The 15801-nt window shown below is 62.5% G+C and carries 14 protein-coding genes; 9 read left to right on the top strand and 5 right to left on the bottom strand.

The features are described from left to right. Window positions 1–1126: 1126 nt before the first annotated feature. A complete protein-coding gene (locus tag FNM00_RS18490; protein ID WP_143915006.1) occupies window positions 1127–2218 on the top strand; it encodes an ArdC-like ssDNA-binding domain-containing protein in 1092 nt (363 codons plus the stop codon). Between the two features lie 103 nt (window positions 2219–2321). On the opposite strand, the gene FNM00_RS18485 is transcribed toward FNM00_RS18490, so the two are convergent. The 3 genes from FNM00_RS18485 to FNM00_RS18475 form a co-directional block, all read right to left on the bottom strand. After that, window positions 2322–4577, bottom strand: coding sequence for a heavy metal translocating P-type ATPase (locus FNM00_RS18485; protein WP_246065243.1), 2256 nt, complete (start codon window positions 4575–4577; stop codon window positions 2322–2324). Further along, window positions 4574–6589, bottom strand: coding sequence for a cytochrome c oxidase assembly protein (locus FNM00_RS18480; RefSeq protein WP_143915005.1), 2016 nt, complete (start codon window positions 6587–6589; stop codon window positions 4574–4576). Before FNM00_RS18480 ends, FNM00_RS18485 begins: the two co-directional genes overlap by 4 nt. 85 nt (window positions 6590–6674) lie before the next feature. Further along, entirely contained in the window at window positions 6675–7055 is a 381-nt protein-coding gene (locus FNM00_RS18475; protein WP_143915004.1) for a BlaI/MecI/CopY family transcriptional regulator, read from the bottom strand. 259 nt (window positions 7056–7314) lie between these two features. Between FNM00_RS18475 and FNM00_RS18470 the strand changes: the two genes are divergently transcribed. The 5 genes from FNM00_RS18470 to FNM00_RS18450 all read left to right on the top strand — a co-directional run bounded on the left by FNM00_RS18470 (window position 7315) and on the right by FNM00_RS18450 (window position 10347). Beyond that, complete coding sequence (locus FNM00_RS18470) at window positions 7315–7692, top strand: DUF6153 family protein (protein WP_143915003.1); 378 nt, start codon at window positions 7315–7317, stop codon at window positions 7690–7692. Between the two features lie 88 nt (window positions 7693–7780). Next, on the top strand, window positions 7781–8443 hold the full coding sequence (locus FNM00_RS18465) for a DsbA family protein (protein WP_143915002.1): 663 nt from the start codon (window positions 7781–7783) through the stop codon (window positions 8441–8443). Further along, window positions 8440–9009 carry a TlpA family protein disulfide reductase gene (locus tag FNM00_RS18460; RefSeq protein WP_143915001.1) on the top strand — a complete coding sequence of 190 codons (570 nt, stop codon included), beginning with the start codon at window positions 8440–8442 and terminating at the stop codon, window positions 9007–9009. Before FNM00_RS18465 ends, FNM00_RS18460 begins: the two co-directional genes overlap by 4 nt. After that, on the top strand, window positions 9009–9755 hold the full coding sequence (locus FNM00_RS18455) for a cytochrome c biogenesis CcdA family protein (RefSeq protein WP_143915009.1): 747 nt from the start codon (window positions 9009–9011) through the stop codon (window positions 9753–9755). The genes FNM00_RS18460 and FNM00_RS18455 overlap by 1 nt, the downstream gene beginning before the upstream one ends. A gap of 16 nt (window positions 9756–9771) precedes the next feature. Next, entirely contained in the window at window positions 9772–10347 is a 576-nt protein-coding gene (locus tag FNM00_RS18450; RefSeq protein ID WP_143915000.1) for a copper resistance CopC family protein, read from the top strand. Between the two features lie 87 nt (window positions 10348–10434). Here the strand turns inward: FNM00_RS18450 and lnt are convergent, their stop codons facing one another. Continuing rightward, window positions 10435–11976, bottom strand: coding sequence for an apolipoprotein N-acyltransferase (gene lnt, locus FNM00_RS18445; protein ID WP_185973253.1), 1542 nt, complete (start codon window positions 11974–11976; stop codon window positions 10435–10437). 76 nt (window positions 11977–12052) lie between these two features. Between lnt and FNM00_RS18440 the strand changes: the two genes are divergently transcribed. After that, window positions 12053–12433, top strand: coding sequence for a BlaI/MecI/CopY family transcriptional regulator (locus tag FNM00_RS18440; protein ID WP_143914998.1), 381 nt, complete (start codon window positions 12053–12055; stop codon window positions 12431–12433). A gap of 3 nt (window positions 12434–12436) precedes the next feature. Beyond that, window positions 12437–13372 (top strand): M56 family metallopeptidase, encoded by a 936-nt coding sequence (locus tag FNM00_RS18435; RefSeq protein ID WP_143914997.1) that lies wholly within the window; start codon window positions 12437–12439, stop codon window positions 13370–13372. Window positions 13373–13403: 31 nt separating this feature from the next. Here FNM00_RS18435 and FNM00_RS18430 read toward each other — a convergent pair whose 3' ends face one another. After that, the gene (locus FNM00_RS18430) at window positions 13404–14270 is read right to left on the bottom strand and encodes a DUF3152 domain-containing protein (RefSeq protein WP_246065240.1); all 867 of its coding nucleotides are present in this window, start codon (window positions 14268–14270) and stop codon (window positions 13404–13406) included. 377 nt (window positions 14271–14647) lie between these two features. Between FNM00_RS18430 and FNM00_RS18425 the strand changes: the two genes are divergently transcribed. After that, window positions 14648–15547: a helix-turn-helix transcriptional regulator gene (locus FNM00_RS18425; RefSeq protein WP_246065239.1), complete on the top strand. Its 900-nt coding sequence runs from the start codon at window positions 14648–14650 to the stop codon at window positions 15545–15547. The last annotated feature ends 254 nt before the right edge of the window (window positions 15548–15801 follow it).

Raw genomic sequence — 15801 nt, 5'->3', positions numbered from 1 at the left:
AGCACCCGAAGCAGCCATCTCGGCCGCGACATCGGCACCGCTCTTCGGTTCCTGTGGTTCAGTCACAAGGTCCATCATGTTTCCTTTCAGACGGACCGATCACTCACACAGAACATCTGACACGCCCGGGATTGCGCGTAGAGCAGAACGCCACGAACACAGAAGCAGACAAGAAACCAGACCACGACCGGGTCGAATCACACCATCACCGAGTCCCACAAAGCCAGCGAGAAAACAGCCACAGCCAGGCAAGCCAGCAACCATGACGAGATCGCATCAGATGCGATCCGTCATCGTTCGGCCTCTTCTGAAAGACGTGTGAGGCCTCGTGAAGGCCGGATGAGAGAGACGGCTTGGAAGCAGTATTTAGGGCTGGCTTCTCCTGACGGGTAAGAGATCTCGGTACGTCGTGACCAGCTGAGGTGCTGGTGTGCCTGGGCAGGTGATCTGCCCGGCGAAGAACTCACCACAGGTTCGGGGTCGAGTTCACAAACCCCGTCGGATCCGTCATGTCCAACTCCGACGACCGCCCGGTTCTCCAGTCACCCTGTCGCCCGCTTATTCTCCCCACCACAAGCCCGATGTTCCGAACCTGGGCGACATCACCCACGTCAGCTGGCGCGATGTACTGCAGTCGATGTGCTCCTGTCAGGACGTTTCGACGTTTGGCAAGCGCGCCGGGCTCGGCCCCGACATCCGCTCGGGGCCCGTGGTCACGCATGGCCGAAGCGACCGGGTCTTTTGCAATCACGGCTCGCGCACTGCTGTCCGCACACCCTCGGAGAGAGTCGAGGATGCACAACGCAACCCCGACCATGCAACCCGCGGCAACGTAACTCTTCGCCACCCGAACCCAATGCGTGGGGCCTGGGACAAGTGCGGCAACCTAGCGACCTGCGGCACGACGCGCAATGGATCGGCCTACCCGCATTCGCCGTCGGCGCTCTTCACCACCGTTCCGTCTCCATCCTCACCCGGTAACGACTCGTCGGGTTGATCACGGAGCCTGACCGTTGCCTCGGCGGTTCTGCCCGTCTCGTGCCCTGGTCCTCCCGGCACACCTCGCGGGTGCAGTGACGAGTCGCCTAGGAGTGAAGCGGCGCACTCGGGAGGAGGCCGCCACAACATGGCTACACGAGACCAAGCCCACCAGGAGCGGGAGACGAAGCTCCATGAGTTGCACGAGAAGCTGACCGGGGCGGTCGAACAGCTCGTATCCGGTGAGGACTGGACAGAGGCGCTACGGTTCGCCGCGAGGTTCCGATCTCGCAGCTTTAACAATGTCTTGCTGATCTGGGCGGCCCATCTGGAGGCGTTCGAGCAGGGCCGGGTACATGCGCCATTCCCTACCTATGTCGCTGGCTACCGGCAGTGGCAACAGCTGGGTCGTCAGGTGATGAAGGGGCAGCCCGGGTATCGAATCTTCGCACCGGTCAAGGCCAGGTTCGCCTCGGCGAATCCGTCTGATCCTGAGTCGTGGCGGCGCCTAAACCGAGGTGAGAAGCCGCGTGCTGGTGAGGTGGTGCGCCGCAAGATCGTCGGCAGCAAACCTGCATATGTGTGGGACGTCTCGTCGACTACGGGGAATCCGATTCCTGATCCGCCGGCCCCGAGATTGCTGGAAGGCAAAGCCCCGGCCGGCCTGTGGGATGGTCTGGTGGTGCAGATCGAGGCTGCAAGCTTCACTGTGGTGCGCGTGGCAAATAAGAACATGATCCGCGGCGCGAACGGCATGACTGATTTCGCTGCGAAGACGGTCACAGTGCGTACGAACATGGACGATGCTGCCCAAGCCAAGACTCTGTGTCATGAGCTGGCTCATGTTCTACTCCATAACCCGGAGAATGAGGACGCTCGCCAGCATCGTGGCATCGGCGAAGTAGAAGCGGAATCCGTCGCACTGATGGTTGGTGCGGCACACGGAATGGACACCTCGGACTACACGGTTCCGTACGTGTCGACGTGGGCATCCCGCGTTAGCGGGAAGGAGCCGGTGGAGGTCGTCAAGGCCACCGGTGAGCGAGTGCGCAAGACCGCAGGGAGCATCCTCGATCAGCTCGACACCGCTCAGCTCTCCGATGGCACCCCGCCCGTCCTGGCGCAGACCGCACCTGAGCGGGAGACCCCGGCCCGAAGACAAGCGCGCCGACCCAGCCCAAGACCGGAGAGCGAGGTGCGCGACGCACACACCACCACCACACCGGAGTGGGGGCTGTAATGGCCGAGCAGGGTGCCTCATTACCAGGATCCGGCCGCTCGACACGTGTCCGGGCCGGTTCGTCAGGAACTGCTCTCATGAGCGGGCCAGCTCAGTTGGCTGCTCAAAGCCCTCTGTCACGCCTCGCATGTTTGCCTAATCGCAGGCTGTTGTGAACGACGAAAAGCGATGAGCATGCCATCGCAGCAGCGGCGATGAGTGGATTGAGAAACCCTGCCATGGCAATGGGGATCGCGGCGACGTTATAACCCGCCGCCCACAGCAGATTGCCTCGGATGGTCGTGAGAGTGGCGCGTGAGAGCCCAATGGCATCGGGGATGACGTCCAGGTCGTCGCGGAGCAGGATCACGTCAGCCGACCTCATAGCGATGTCGGTTCCTGTGACGAGGGCGAGTCCGAGGTCGGCTTGGGCGAGAGCCGCGGCGTCATTGATCCCATCGCCGACCATCGCCACCCGACGTCCACGTCGTTGAAGCTCTTCGATTGCGTGCGCCTTTTGCGCAGGCAGCACTTCGGCAAGCACCAGATCGATGTCGAGGCGGTCGGCGATAGCGCTGGCGGCTCGGTAGTGGTCACCGGACAGTAGGCCGACGTCCAGGCCCATGGACTTGAGACGTTCGACAGCGCCGTCAGCCGAGTCTTTGAGTGTGTCAGCGCACCCAATGACCGCACTGCAACGGCCGTCGACGGCGACGAGGATCACGGTCGAGCCGGTCTCGCGCTGGTCACGAACGTCGCTGTTGAGGACTCCAAGTTCATAGCCGAGCTCGGTCATCATCTCGACGGTTCCCACGGCGATCTGCCGGTCGTCGACCCGCCCACGGACACCGCGGCCGGCAACCGTTTCGCTGATCTCCGGCTCAGTGATTTCGACTCCCCGATCTGCAGCGTAGTCGACCACGGCCTGGGCGACCGGGTGAGTGGCACCGCTCTCAACTGAAGCCGCCCAGCGCAACACCTGGTCTGTGGCGAAGGCATCCACTACTACCAGTTGGTTCACTCGCATCTGGCCCGTGGTCAGCGTGCCGGTCTTGTCGAGGACAACAGTGTCGATGGCGCCGCTGGCTTCGAATGCATCCTGACCTCGTACGAGTACGCCGATGTGGGCACCGCGGGCGACTCCGACCATGAGCGCCATGGGGGTGGCAAGCCCGAGTGCGCACGGGCAGGCGATGATCAGCACAGCGATGCCGATGGCGAGTGCTTGACCCAGTGGCGCGCCGGTGACGAGCCAGCCGATGACCGTCAGACTAGCGAGGACGATGACGGCTGGGACAAACCAGCTCACAACCTTGTCGACGAGGCGCTGGATGCGCGCTTTTCGCTCCTGCGCTTCTTCGGCCATGGCGGCCACTTGCGCGAGCTGGGTGTCGGTACCGACGGCGGTGACTTCGACGACGATGCGTCCATCTGTGTTGTACGTGCCGCCCACAACATGATCGAATTCAGTCACTGCACGTAACGCCGATTCGCCGGTGACCGGCGACGTGTCAAGCGAAGCTGCGCCGCGCCGCACGGTTCCGTCGAGAGGGATCACCTCTCCGGGCAGGATCACGATGGTCTCGCCGACCCTGACCGTTTCGGTGGGGACGACACGTTCTTCACCTCCACGGATCACCCGAGCTTCGGCCGAGGCCAGCTCACCGAGCGCTTCGAGCATGTCGGCCGCTCTGCGACGCGACCTGGTCTCGAAGTAACGCCCAGCGAGCTGGAATGTGGTGAGCCCCGCGGCGACGTCCAAGTAGAGCGCGTCAGCACCAGCGGGCACTTCACCGAAGCCGATCCAGAATCCCGAGTCGTCGGCAAGCCCAAACAACACAGAAGCGGCGGCCCAGCCGAACGAGACGACGATACCCAGTGACACGAGGGTGTCCATGCTCACCGCGCCACGTCGCAGGTTATGCCAGGTGGCTCGATGGAAAGGCATCGCGCACCAAGTGACGACCGGTATCGCCAACAGGACGCAGATCGTGTCCCAGTAGTCAAACCTCAACCGGGGTACGAGGGCGAGCGCGATGGTCAGATCCATCAGAGGCACAGTGACCAGGGCTGCGACCAGCAGCCGGGTACGTAGGTCGGTGAGCCGGCGCCGGGCGGCGGCCACCGACCACTGTTCGTCGGGCTGATGTTCACGCGCCTCGTAGCCAGCCCTCTCCACGGCCTCGACGGCACGATGCGCTTGATCATTCGACAGTCCGACGACGATAGCCCTCTCGGTGGCAAGATTGACCGTTGCCCGCACGCCGTCGATCTTGTTGAGGGCACGCTCGACTCGACCGGCGCAGGCGGCACAGGTCATCCCACCGATGTCGAGTTGCACCACGGTCGTGCGGTCGTCAGCCCGCTTCGTCGCTGTCACGGTTTATCTCCTCGTCGGCCTGGCGCATTGCGGGTCGACGGTCGCTCCGCCAACCGATCGAGCATGCGATTGTAGGCCTCGAACTCGTCATCGCGTCCGGTATCGAAGTGCCGGTCCTTGCGCCGAGCCTCACGCGCATCACTGAGCGCCCATTGCGCAGCCAGGGTCAACACCACAATGAGAAGCGGGATCTCGCCGCCAGCCCATGCGATCCCGCCTCCGAGGCGTTGGGTCGCCAGCAAGTCAGTGGACCAGGACATATCGAGATAGGCGTAGTATTCAGCAGCGATGATCGTGCCCATCGACATGATGATGACGCCAAAGAACGCATGGAACGGCATCGCGGCGAACACGAAACCGAGGCGGGCGATATGCGGAAGTCGGTGTGGAACTCTGTCTACCCCGACCGCGAGTCCGTAGTACAGGTAACCGATTAGCAGAAAGTGCGCGTTCATCAACTGATGCGACCAGTGGCTGCGGACCATCTGTTCGAACAGGCCGGTCAGATAGAGGGCGTAGTAGGAACCGACGAAGACCACGAAGACGACCAGCGGATGGTAGATCACCCGTGCGAGCGGCGAGCTAAGGAGCCCCGTGATCCACTCGTGCGGCCCGGCCGGCTCACCAGTTCGGGTCACCCGGAGCGCAAGAGTGACCGCCCCGCCCAGCACTAGCAACAAGGGCACCAACATGTTGAGCACCATGTGCACGCCCATATGTACTGCGAAGTCGGCTCCCGAGTATTTTCCGAACCCCGAACTCGTCGCCGCGATCAACAGCAGACAGCCAGCAAACCAAGCCGCCGACCTCCCGACTGGCCAGCGGTCACCTTGGTGACGGAGGCGTCGCAGGCCTAAACCGTAGGCGACCATGAGTGCCACCGCGATTGTGCTGAACAGCAGGTTCAGCCGCCACTGCCCGAGCAAGACGGCCAAGCTCGGCGAATCCGGAAGATCGAAGCCCAAGAAGATCTCAGCCAGAGAAGTCTCAACATCGTACTGGGGTGACAGGAACCGCGTCATCGCCACCTGCGCAGCCACGGAGGCTGCTCCCAGCGAGACGATAGAGAAAACCGCACGCGCTCCGACCACCGTCCCCGTATCGTCACGGTCTCGACGCCACAACACAAAGGCAATTGCCCAGATGCCGACCAGACTCACCAACCGAACCAAGGAGAACCATCCGGCCAGCCCGCCGGTCAAGGAAGTGCCGGCGAGTTTAAACCACACGATCACGACCTCGGCCGTGATCGCCATCGGCATGGCCATTACGGTCCAAACCACCAACCGACGCGCCGACTCCTTAGCGATCGGCTCACCCGCGACGATGCGAAAGAGTTGAATCGTCCAACAGCCGAGTGTGCTCAGCGATAGAACCGTCATGATGACGGCCGCGTCCCCGCCGAAGTCATGATTAGGTCCAACCAGCACCGAACCGACGATTACTGGCGCAAGAATGCCCACAATCGTGAGTACCAACGGCAAGAGTAGGTGCCACCATAGGTAACTGAAGTAGGTGATCACGACGATGGCCATCGCGGCGACGGCGGCAACGAACCAGGCGCGGGCGTAGAGGCTCGTGCTCACCAAATGCCAAAACGCGCCATCTTCGAGTAGCCGGGGCAAGCTCATCCCGTTCGAGTCCACGGCTTCCAGAAGCACCGACGCCGCGGCAGAGACCATCCATAAGCCCGCGGCGCCACGCAGAACGCGCACGTCGAACGAGTCCGTAAGCCGCAACTGCTTGGATATGCGGAGCCGCTGCAAGAAAAGCGCCGACACCACCGCCCCGAGCGTGAGGACGGCAGACATGTCCGCTATCGCTCGCACCGCTGCCGTGATTGCCCCGGTGGTTGGGCTGCCCGGATAGTCGCGTCGATCGTTGGCGTCCTCGCCCAGCACGATGGTGACGATGACCGGTACCGCGATCACGGCCACGAATAAACCGAACGTGAGCATGCGCCCGGCAGGACGTCGCCCAGGGACGACCGGCGTGAAGGGTTCGGCACTCACGCACCTACTCTACATATCGTAGAGAACTGCGATGCCGGGGCTGCCTTGCCCATCGGTGCCCACTAGTAGGCAGTGGCCCTCGTCTCTAGCTTTGGCCCTGATCGTTCAACGCTTTGCGCAACGCCGCCACGTCCTCGTCGCTGAGCTGCCCAGCGAAATGCAGCAGTGCGGCACTTCGTCGCTGCGCGTGCTCCAGTCGGTCGAGCATCGCCAAACCGATGTATTCCTCTTCGGTGTGCGTGGCGGCGAATCGCACTCCTCGCCGCTCCTCTCCGACCCGACGAATCTGACCTTTAGCTCGCAATCGCTCCAATGCCGTCAGGACGGTGGTGTGTGCTGGTCTCGCACCTGGTAGCGCGGCCTGCAACTCCTTCGCTGTCATCGGAGAGTCACTGTCCCACAACGTGCGCAGCACCAAGGCCTCAAGCTCGCCACGCGAACGCCGCGATCTGGCTGTGTCATCCACTGGGCCGACCCTCCGTCACCGGGTTACAACTCTACCAATTGTAGAGGCCCAGCTTTTCACTTCCAGCGGTGAGGCCGTGCCACCACGAATCCTCAGACGACTCGAAGGCCGTCTCCCACAGGCCTTCTCACACCTCGATCCATCGTGGGCATGCTCCGACAAGCTGCCCCTGGTTGACCTCGGAGCAGGACGCGAGGCGCAGAAGGACACCAACTGCGGTTTGAAGCGTCATGAATACTTTCCCCGAGGAGGTGCCGTCGTGAAGTTGCGTGTGAGCTTGGGCGTTTTCGTTGGCGCCCTGGTGCTCGGCATTCTCGGGCTGCACACCTTCGCGGCAGGACATGAGGCGCCTGCCGCCGCAATGGCTGCCGACGCCATTCACACCGTGCCTAGTTCTGCTGGCGAAACGCCGTGCGACTCGTGTGCCGAGGATCCCGGTCATGCGGCCGTGGCGATCGGATGCATTCTCGCGCTGCTCGGTTTCGTCATCGCCTGGCGTATTCCCACAAGGCGCTTCTGGTACTTCGTACGCTCACGGGCTCCTGGCTCTGGCATCCTCACGTTGAGCGTTGTCGCGTGGCGTCTCGCCTCCCAGAAGCCACCGTCACTGACAGCACTGGGAATCTCCCGAACCTGACAACAACGCCGGTCCTCGGATCGGTCCGATGGGCATGCCGTGACATGCCCATCTCGTCGTTGCCCAGTGTCATTTCCTTGGAGTTCCCATGTCACGTACCACCCGTACCATCGTCACGCTAGCCGTCATCATTGCTGCCCTAATCACGCTCGCCACGCTCGTACTGTTCCAGATGAGCCGTTCCGATCAAGATAAACAAGCCGCTGCCGCCGAGATCAGTGTCGTCGAAGACAACAGCCATCGGCTGCAAGAAGCCGATGCTCCCGACGCTCCGGTCTTCGTCGAGTTCTTGGATTTCGAATGCGAGGCCTGCGGCGCGGCCTACCCAGTCATCGAAGACCTGCGCGAGCGCTACGCGGGGCAGGTGACCTTCGTCGTGCGCTACTTCCCGCTGCCCGGCCATCGCAACTCCCGCAACGCCGCACATGCGGTCGAAGCTGCCGCCCGCCAAGATGCCCTTGAGCCGATGTACCAGCTGATGTTCGAAACTCAGGCCAGCTGGGGAGAAAGCCAAGACGACAAGTCGGAGCTGTTCCGCAGCTACGCGGAACGGCTCGGACTCGACCTGGACCAGTACGACCGCGACGTCGCCAGCGACTCAGTCGCCGAACGGGTCCAGCAGGACTACGACGCGGCGACCGCCCTCGATCTCAGCGGCACGCCGTCATTCTTCATCGACGATGAACCCCTGCAGCCACAAAACCTGCAGGACATGACCGACGCGATCGACGACGCGATCGCCCGTCGATGAAACGCCACCGACCACTGGCAATCATGGTTAGCAGTAGCCTGCTGGCCATCATTACGGCATGCGGGACAACGGAGGAGACCAACGAAGCCGGTTACGCCTCCGGCGACGGATCGGTCACATTCGTACCGCCGGCAGAGCGCGTGGAGTTACCCGAGCTGACAGGTGTCGACTTAACCGAACAGCCGATGAGCTCGCAAGACTTTGACGCCGACATCCTAGTCATCAACATCTGGGGCTCATGGTGCCCACCGTGTCGCAAGGAGACACCTACGCTGGTGTCGCTTTCCCGCGAGTTCGACGACCAAGATGTGCAGTTCCTCGGGATCGCCGTGCGAGAGAGCGCAGCGGCCTCGCGAGCCTTCGTCGAAAAGAATGACGTGCCCTATCCCAGCTTCAGCGACGAAGCCGGCGAGCTGCTACTCGCATTCACCGAGTCGCTGCCGGCGGCGGCGGTGCCGACGACCTATGTCATCGACCGAAACGGCAAGGTCGCGGCACGTATCCTGTCCGAAGTCGACGAGACGACGTTACGCCAACTCATCGAACAAGAACTAGGGCGTCGATGATGGGCGACTGGTTCAGCGTTCAGATCACCTCGGGCGCGCTAGTCGTGGCCGCGCCCATCGCTGTGATCGCCGGCCTTGTGTCGTTCTTCTCTCCTTGCATCATGCCGCTGTTGCCGGGCTACCTGTCGTATGTCAGCGGCCTGACGGTCGAGGAGATCGGCCGGCGCACGAACTGGCGCATCATCGCGGGAGCAGCACTATTCGTTGCCGGATTCACCGCGATGTTCGTCTCTTATGGTATGGCCTTCGGCGCCATCGGGTTTCAGCTCTTGGCCTACCAGAAGCCTGTCAACATCGCGCTGGGCATCATCACCATTGCGATGGGCCTGGCCTTCCTCGGAGCGATACCCGCGCTGAACCGCGGCGCCGGCGCCGTGACTGTGCCGCGAGTAGGCCTGGCCGGGGCGCCGGTCATCGGAGTGTTGTTCGGTGTCGGGTGGACGCCTTGTCTGGGACCGACGCTCGCCGCCGTGCTCTCGCTCTCGATGACCGAGGCCAGCGCGTCCAGGGGTGCCCTCCTCACGCTCGCCTACTGCATTGGGCTCGGTGGGCCGTTCATCCTCGCCGCTATCGCCTACCGGCGGGCGCTTCGGACCATGGCCTGGGCGCGCCAACGACAGTTGCTATTCAAGCGCATCGGTGGAGCCCTGATGATATCCATCGGCCTGCTACTTGTCACCGGCCTGTGGCAGCGCCTCGTCAACGCCATGCAGAGCCTCATCACCGGCTACAGCCTCCCTATCTGAACATAGAGAGATCACCATGCGTTTACTCACGCGCTCGACCATGACCTTGAGCACGACTCTGCTAGTAGCTGGATCGGCGCTCACCGGCACGGGTCCGGCATCGGCCCATGCCCAGATCGTCCAGGTCGATCCAGCCGATCACGCCGTCGTCAAGGACCTCGACGCCGTTAGTCTGACCCTCGACGAACAACCGGCACCAGGTACGACCAGCGTTGCCGTCGTCAACTCAAGCGATAGCAGTATCGCGATGGGCGAACCCATCATCAACGGCACGACCGTGACACAGAAGATCACGCCAGAAGGCCCAGCCGGTACCTACACGATTGGCTGGCGCGTCACATCATCGGACGGACACCCCATCGCTGGAACATCCACCTTCATCATCACCAACGATGATGGCAGCGCGCCCGGAATACCGGCGGGTTTAGACCCGCAAGCAATCATCAAACGCGCCGACAACAACGCCTTTCTGGACACCGACGCCGCGATCTTCATCACCGTTCTCCTGGTCGGGGCAGTGCTCCTTCTCGCGATCACCCGGCGGCGGAGATACCCTCAGGGCTCGGACCATGCCGGTGGCGGTGACGCTTAGGGATTAGACACCCGATGCACACAAACATTCCCGAATCCCGAGAAGGCAACGCAATCCCTTGAACCCCGTCATCGCAGCCGTTGATCGCTAACGCGCCGCCACCGCGACAAGCTTCGAAAACCGACGTTGCCGGGACCAACGAGCAAGAGCGAAAGCTAGGGCCAGGGCCCCGACCACGTACATGCTGGCCGAGCGCACGAGCTGCAAGCGTATCGCCGGCGTGACCGCCTCCGCGAGGGCGACAGGTGAGATAAGTGTCGCTGCCGGGCCCGCAGGTGCGCGCTGAACCACCGTGCCGTCAGACCGGATAATCCCTGAAATCCCGTTGGTGGAGGCCACGACAACACTGCGCCCCAGCTCCACGGCACGGGCCCGAGTCATAGCGAATTGCTGCTCGGGTTGAGAGGTATCAGTAAAAGTCGCGTTGCTCGTCTGCACCACCGCGAGCTGCGCTCCGCGAGCCACTTGAATGGGGAGCACATCATCGTAGGCGACGTCGAAACAAATCGCGTCGGCCACCAACATCCCCTGTACATCGATCGGCCCCTCGCTATTGCCAGGCAGCATGTCACGGGGTATCCGATCGAACCGTGACGACCATCCCTCGATCAGGGCACGCCAGGGAATGTACTCTCCGAAAGGAACCAGATGGGCCTTAGTGTAGGCGCCGCCGCGAGTGCCGTCAGGAAGCCACAACAGTCCACGGTTGTAGGCCGTGGACTGATCTGGGCCGTCGAGAATGCTCCCAGCCAGAAGCGGAACGTCGATCGCAGCGACCGCCTCCTCGATTTCCGTTCCCGCGAGAGGATCGCGGATCGGATCAACGGCAGTGGCGTTCTCCGGCCAGACCACCAGCGCCAGCGACTTCCGCTCTTCCGCAGTGAGCCGACGCGCCAGTTCCGAGGTCGCCTCAACGTGGTTGCGGGTGACCTGGCGGTGGTACGCCACCAGGTCCCGACCGTCGCCCGGGACACCACCCTGCACGACGGCCACGGTAACCGTGTCGATCGCCGGCACCCGATAGGGCCAGACCGCAGACGCAACGACAACCAAGCAGACGCCGCCAAGGAGAACAGCCGCCGACCGGCAGCGTTTCGCACAGGCGTGGGCGATTGCGAATCCGGCGACCGTAATCATGAACCCAGCGCCGGAAACACCTCCGTAGCTGAGGAGCGCCTGCCAAGGCGTGTCGATCGCCGTGAAGCCGAGTCGGCCCCAGGGCATGCCGCCGAGCGGCCAACTACTGCGCAGTGCTTCCACGCTCCCCCAGATCGCAGCCGCCCACACTGGGCCACCCGGCAGCTGAGCCACCGCCCGCATCGATACGACGGCGATCGTGACCGCGACAGCTTGCACGGCTGAGAGTCCGAGCCAGGCTCCCCATCCGATCGAATCCTCCAGCCACCACAGCAACGCCAGCATGAACACCAGCCCGAAGCTGAGCCCGCACGCCACCAACGACCGCAGATCTCTTGCGCCGACGCGGGACAAGCCGGCCCACAAGAACGCCATCGCAAGCGGCGCAAGCCAACCGGCCCCGACCGGCGGAAAAGACAGCGCCGCAAGCAGCCCGCCACCAGCAGCGGACAGCCAGGACAGGCAATAAGGTGCGTGAAAGTTTGAAGCCATGGGACCCTGAGGACGGACGTATAACCGATCTACGATGTAGCATAGTAGATAACGTCTCCCCTGGAATGGAGGTCGAATGAGGCGGCTAGGACAACTGGAAACGGCGGTCATGCAACGCCTGTGGGATTGGGGCCGTTCAGTTTCGGTACGTGAAGTCGTCGAGGACCTCCACAAGGAGCGGCGAATCGCTTACACCACTGTGATGACGGTGCTGGACAACCTCCATCGCAAGGGCCTGGTGCATCGTGAGAAACATGGGCGCGCCTACCAGTACACCGCAGTGATGTCCCGAGAGGCCCACACCACCGGCCTTTTGGAAGACGTCCTGGATCAAAGTCCAGACCGTAATGCGACGCTGCTCAACTTCGTCGGTCAGCTCTCAGCCGAGGAACAAGTCCAACTCCGGGCAGCACTGGCAAAACTTGATGGCCGAGACAACTCGGGAACCGAGGAGTGAGAAATGCTCGCTCCCATCGTTCTCCTCGCCTTCGCCGCACTCGCCGTCACCCTCGGGCCGCGCCTCCTGCTCGGATCGGCATGGGTACGGCAGGCGCCCGGCTGGGGTGTCCTAGCCTGGCAGGCCCTGACACTCTCGATTCTCGCCGCCGCTGCTCTCTTCGGATTCACCCTGGCAGCACCCGTGTCACCGTTGGCCGAGCTGATAGCCCGCCTGTTCAACACCACACCGACCGAGGTCATCGAGCACTACCGGACCCCAGCCGGGGTCTGGGTCGCCTACACTGCTGTCGTTGTCGTCGCCGGCTTCACAGTATGGATGCTGTGGCTGACCACCTCGACTCTGATTGACACGACCCGGAGTCGCCGCGCCCACCTCCGCCTGCTGCGGCTGCTCGGACGCGATCACCCGGGTGGCTTCGTACTAGTGGAGCACTCTCAGGCACTGGTCTATTGCCTACCTGGACTACGGAAGCGGGTCGTCGTCACTACCGCGGCCCTGGAGCTGCTGGACGCTCACCAACTCGAACTGGTACTAGCCCACGAGAAGTCACACCTGCGCTCACGCCATGACATCGCAATCGCACTGACCGATGTACTGCGCCGCACATTCGGGCCGCTGAGATTGTTCACCATCGCCCACGAGCAGGTGCGAACACTCATCGAGATGCAAGCCGACGATGCGGCACACGATCGCCACGGGCTCGCCCGCGCTCTCGTGACTCTGGGCTCTGGCACACCTGAACCCGGCATCGGCGCAGGCGACGTGGCCACGTTCGCCCGAATCCAACGACTGACCGACGGTGCGGGATCATGGAAACGGCGACAGAGCCTCGCGGTGTGCCTAGCCACCGCCGCGCTGCTCGCGACACCCATCGCGCTAGCAACGATGCCGATGATCGAGATGATCATTATCGGTTGCACCACCGTCCTCGGCTGACCAATACCTAGGCCCGAGGCGAGGATGCGCTCTAAGCGACCGTAGGCCAAGCGTTGCGGCGGCAACCATCCAGCCCATAGGTCTGCTGCTGCATTACGGGCGCCGGTTCTCCAGGTCCAGAGCACTGGACGTGGGCGTAACCAATGGCGTGTCCGACCTCATGGTTGACTAGGTACGTGCGGTACTCGGGCACTGTGTCCTGATAGTCCTCAGTACCGAACGCCCAGCGGCGAGCGTTAAGCACCACTAACTCTCCATTGCGACAGGAGACCTCGCCGTTGGTCTCCAGCGGAGAGCACAACTGGTCAGTGGTCCCCGGTGTCGCCACGAGGATTCGCAACTCGCCCGCATCAGCAACCGGGTGAAATTCGCGTTCAGCCGCACCTGGCCAGCCTCGAACATCATCAAGGATCCCATCGACGGCATCGGCCGTCGCCGCCGGATCGAACGGGAGCCCCACCTCGATCTCGACCGTGTAAGTCAGCTCCCCTATCCCGGGGTCGTGTTCTGGCGGAGCGGACGGCGCAGAGACAATAAAATCACCAGGCCCAGCTTCGGCGATATCGATCATCTGGGTGCCGTCCACCGGAGGACGTGCTGCGGGCTCCGTCTCGGCTGGCCTGGCTGATGGAGACGGTCGCCGCATATTCTCCGGCATCTCCCCGACCTGTGGCGTGGAGGCTTCCTGCCGGGACGTGGATCCAGTAACGGACTGCTGTCGGTACTCACCGATGCCGACCACTACCGCGCCCACCAACAACATCGTCAGCATCGGGGTCGCGATCAACCGGTGCAAAGAGACCTTCTTGCGATGCTTGCCGGAACGACCCACATACCATCGATTACCCATCGACACCGACGCCGATGACTTGGACTCGACCGGGACGATACGCCGCAAGCTCAATGCGCAGCGTGAGTCGTGCGCCACTCACACCAATCACATCCACCACTCACATCTCGGCGTTCGGCAACAGCCTTCATTCGGGAAAGCACGTATACCCGTGCTTTCCAGTACAGCCTACTATGGTCGATAGTAGGCTGTACTTGGCGGCCGTTGACGCTGTCGCCGACATGTCTTGTGCCGGGCCGCCTCGGCTGCGCACGGGAGCGCTACCGGAGCCGACAACAACGAGGGGCGAGCGAGCGCGAGCCACTACTACTATGTAACATAGTAGTAGTGGCGAACAGTGGTCGCTGACTAGACAAACGACATGAGGCAACCAGGCATGGAGTCGCTCATTCGTCAACAATGCAGAACGGCGAGGTTCATGAAGCGTGGGCTACCGCTTTACACCTGTCGTAGCAAGAACAGAGACGATTATTCGCCCTGTGGAAGCACGAGCATTCGATTGCGTGAAGTTCATTTTCATTCGCAGCGGATCAGCAGTCTTATTCAGCGAGTTCGGTGAGCGGCTGGCACGGGCTAACGACGTAGTTGTGCTTGCGCCAAACACTATGTGCGGGAGCCATCCGGAAGGTGCGATCACAACGACCACGATCTATGCGGATCTGGATTACCTGATCGACCAAGCATTCTGGCAGCATTCTGCCGTCCTGGCGGACAGGCATCACGCACGGGAGTTCATCGCAACACAGTTTCCTGATCCGGCCCAAATCATCCGATTCGGAGCGGAGCGGATGTGCGCAGTTTTACCGTGGCTCGATCAACTCGTAGAGCTGAGTATGGAGGGTGCGACCTCGGATCACTTCTTCCGAATGCAGGCGAACCTCGCGGCCGTACTGAATGCTCTGTCACCGTTCTTCAGATCCGGCGGTCCGGAACCCAATCACATTGCCGGCTGGGGTCGGCCTTCGCTACCTCGTGCACGCCGGTTCCGGCCAGTGCGGTGTGAGGCCTCGACCATACGCAAGCTATTAGAAGAAGACCCGTCGTTACGGTGGAGTCTCAACCAACTTGCGGCTGAGGTACACCTCTCACCATCGCAGGCGCACCGCGTGTTCCTGGATGCATATGGGAAAACCCCACTGGCTTATCAGGCACTGCTTCGAATCCAGAAAATGGCCGACCTACTGCGCGGCTCTGACCTATCGGTGCAAGACATTGCCAACACGGTGGGTTGGCGCGACCGCAGCCACGCTGCTCGCATGTTCCGGCGTCTGGTCGGGGCGTCTCCGCGTCGGTACCGCCAGCTGCTCAGTAGTCGGGGCCGGTAACTCAAGCCTTCGCCCGTAGCGAGATGCGCAAAAGTGCGGCAGTAGTGTCTGCGATGGCCGCGGAAACCCCAACGCTGGCTCGGTTTAGAGGGCGATCTTGCGGCAGTTGGCAGTGTTCTTCTCAAATCGCTGTCGACGACGCTCGAAAACTGGACAGTTGTGACGCTTGAAAAGTGAACACTCACGACGATCGGAGAGTGATCACTATGGAGGACTGGGCGTTGATCCGTCGGCTTGCCGGCGAGGGAGTGCCG

The sequence above is a fragment of the Aeromicrobium piscarium genome (assembly GCF_007421815.1).
Lineage (GTDB): Bacteria > Actinomycetota > Actinomycetes > Propionibacteriales > Nocardioidaceae > Aeromicrobium > Aeromicrobium piscarium.
Note: the sequence above shows the minus strand (reverse complement) of the source record. Positions and strands in the feature narration are given on the sequence as shown.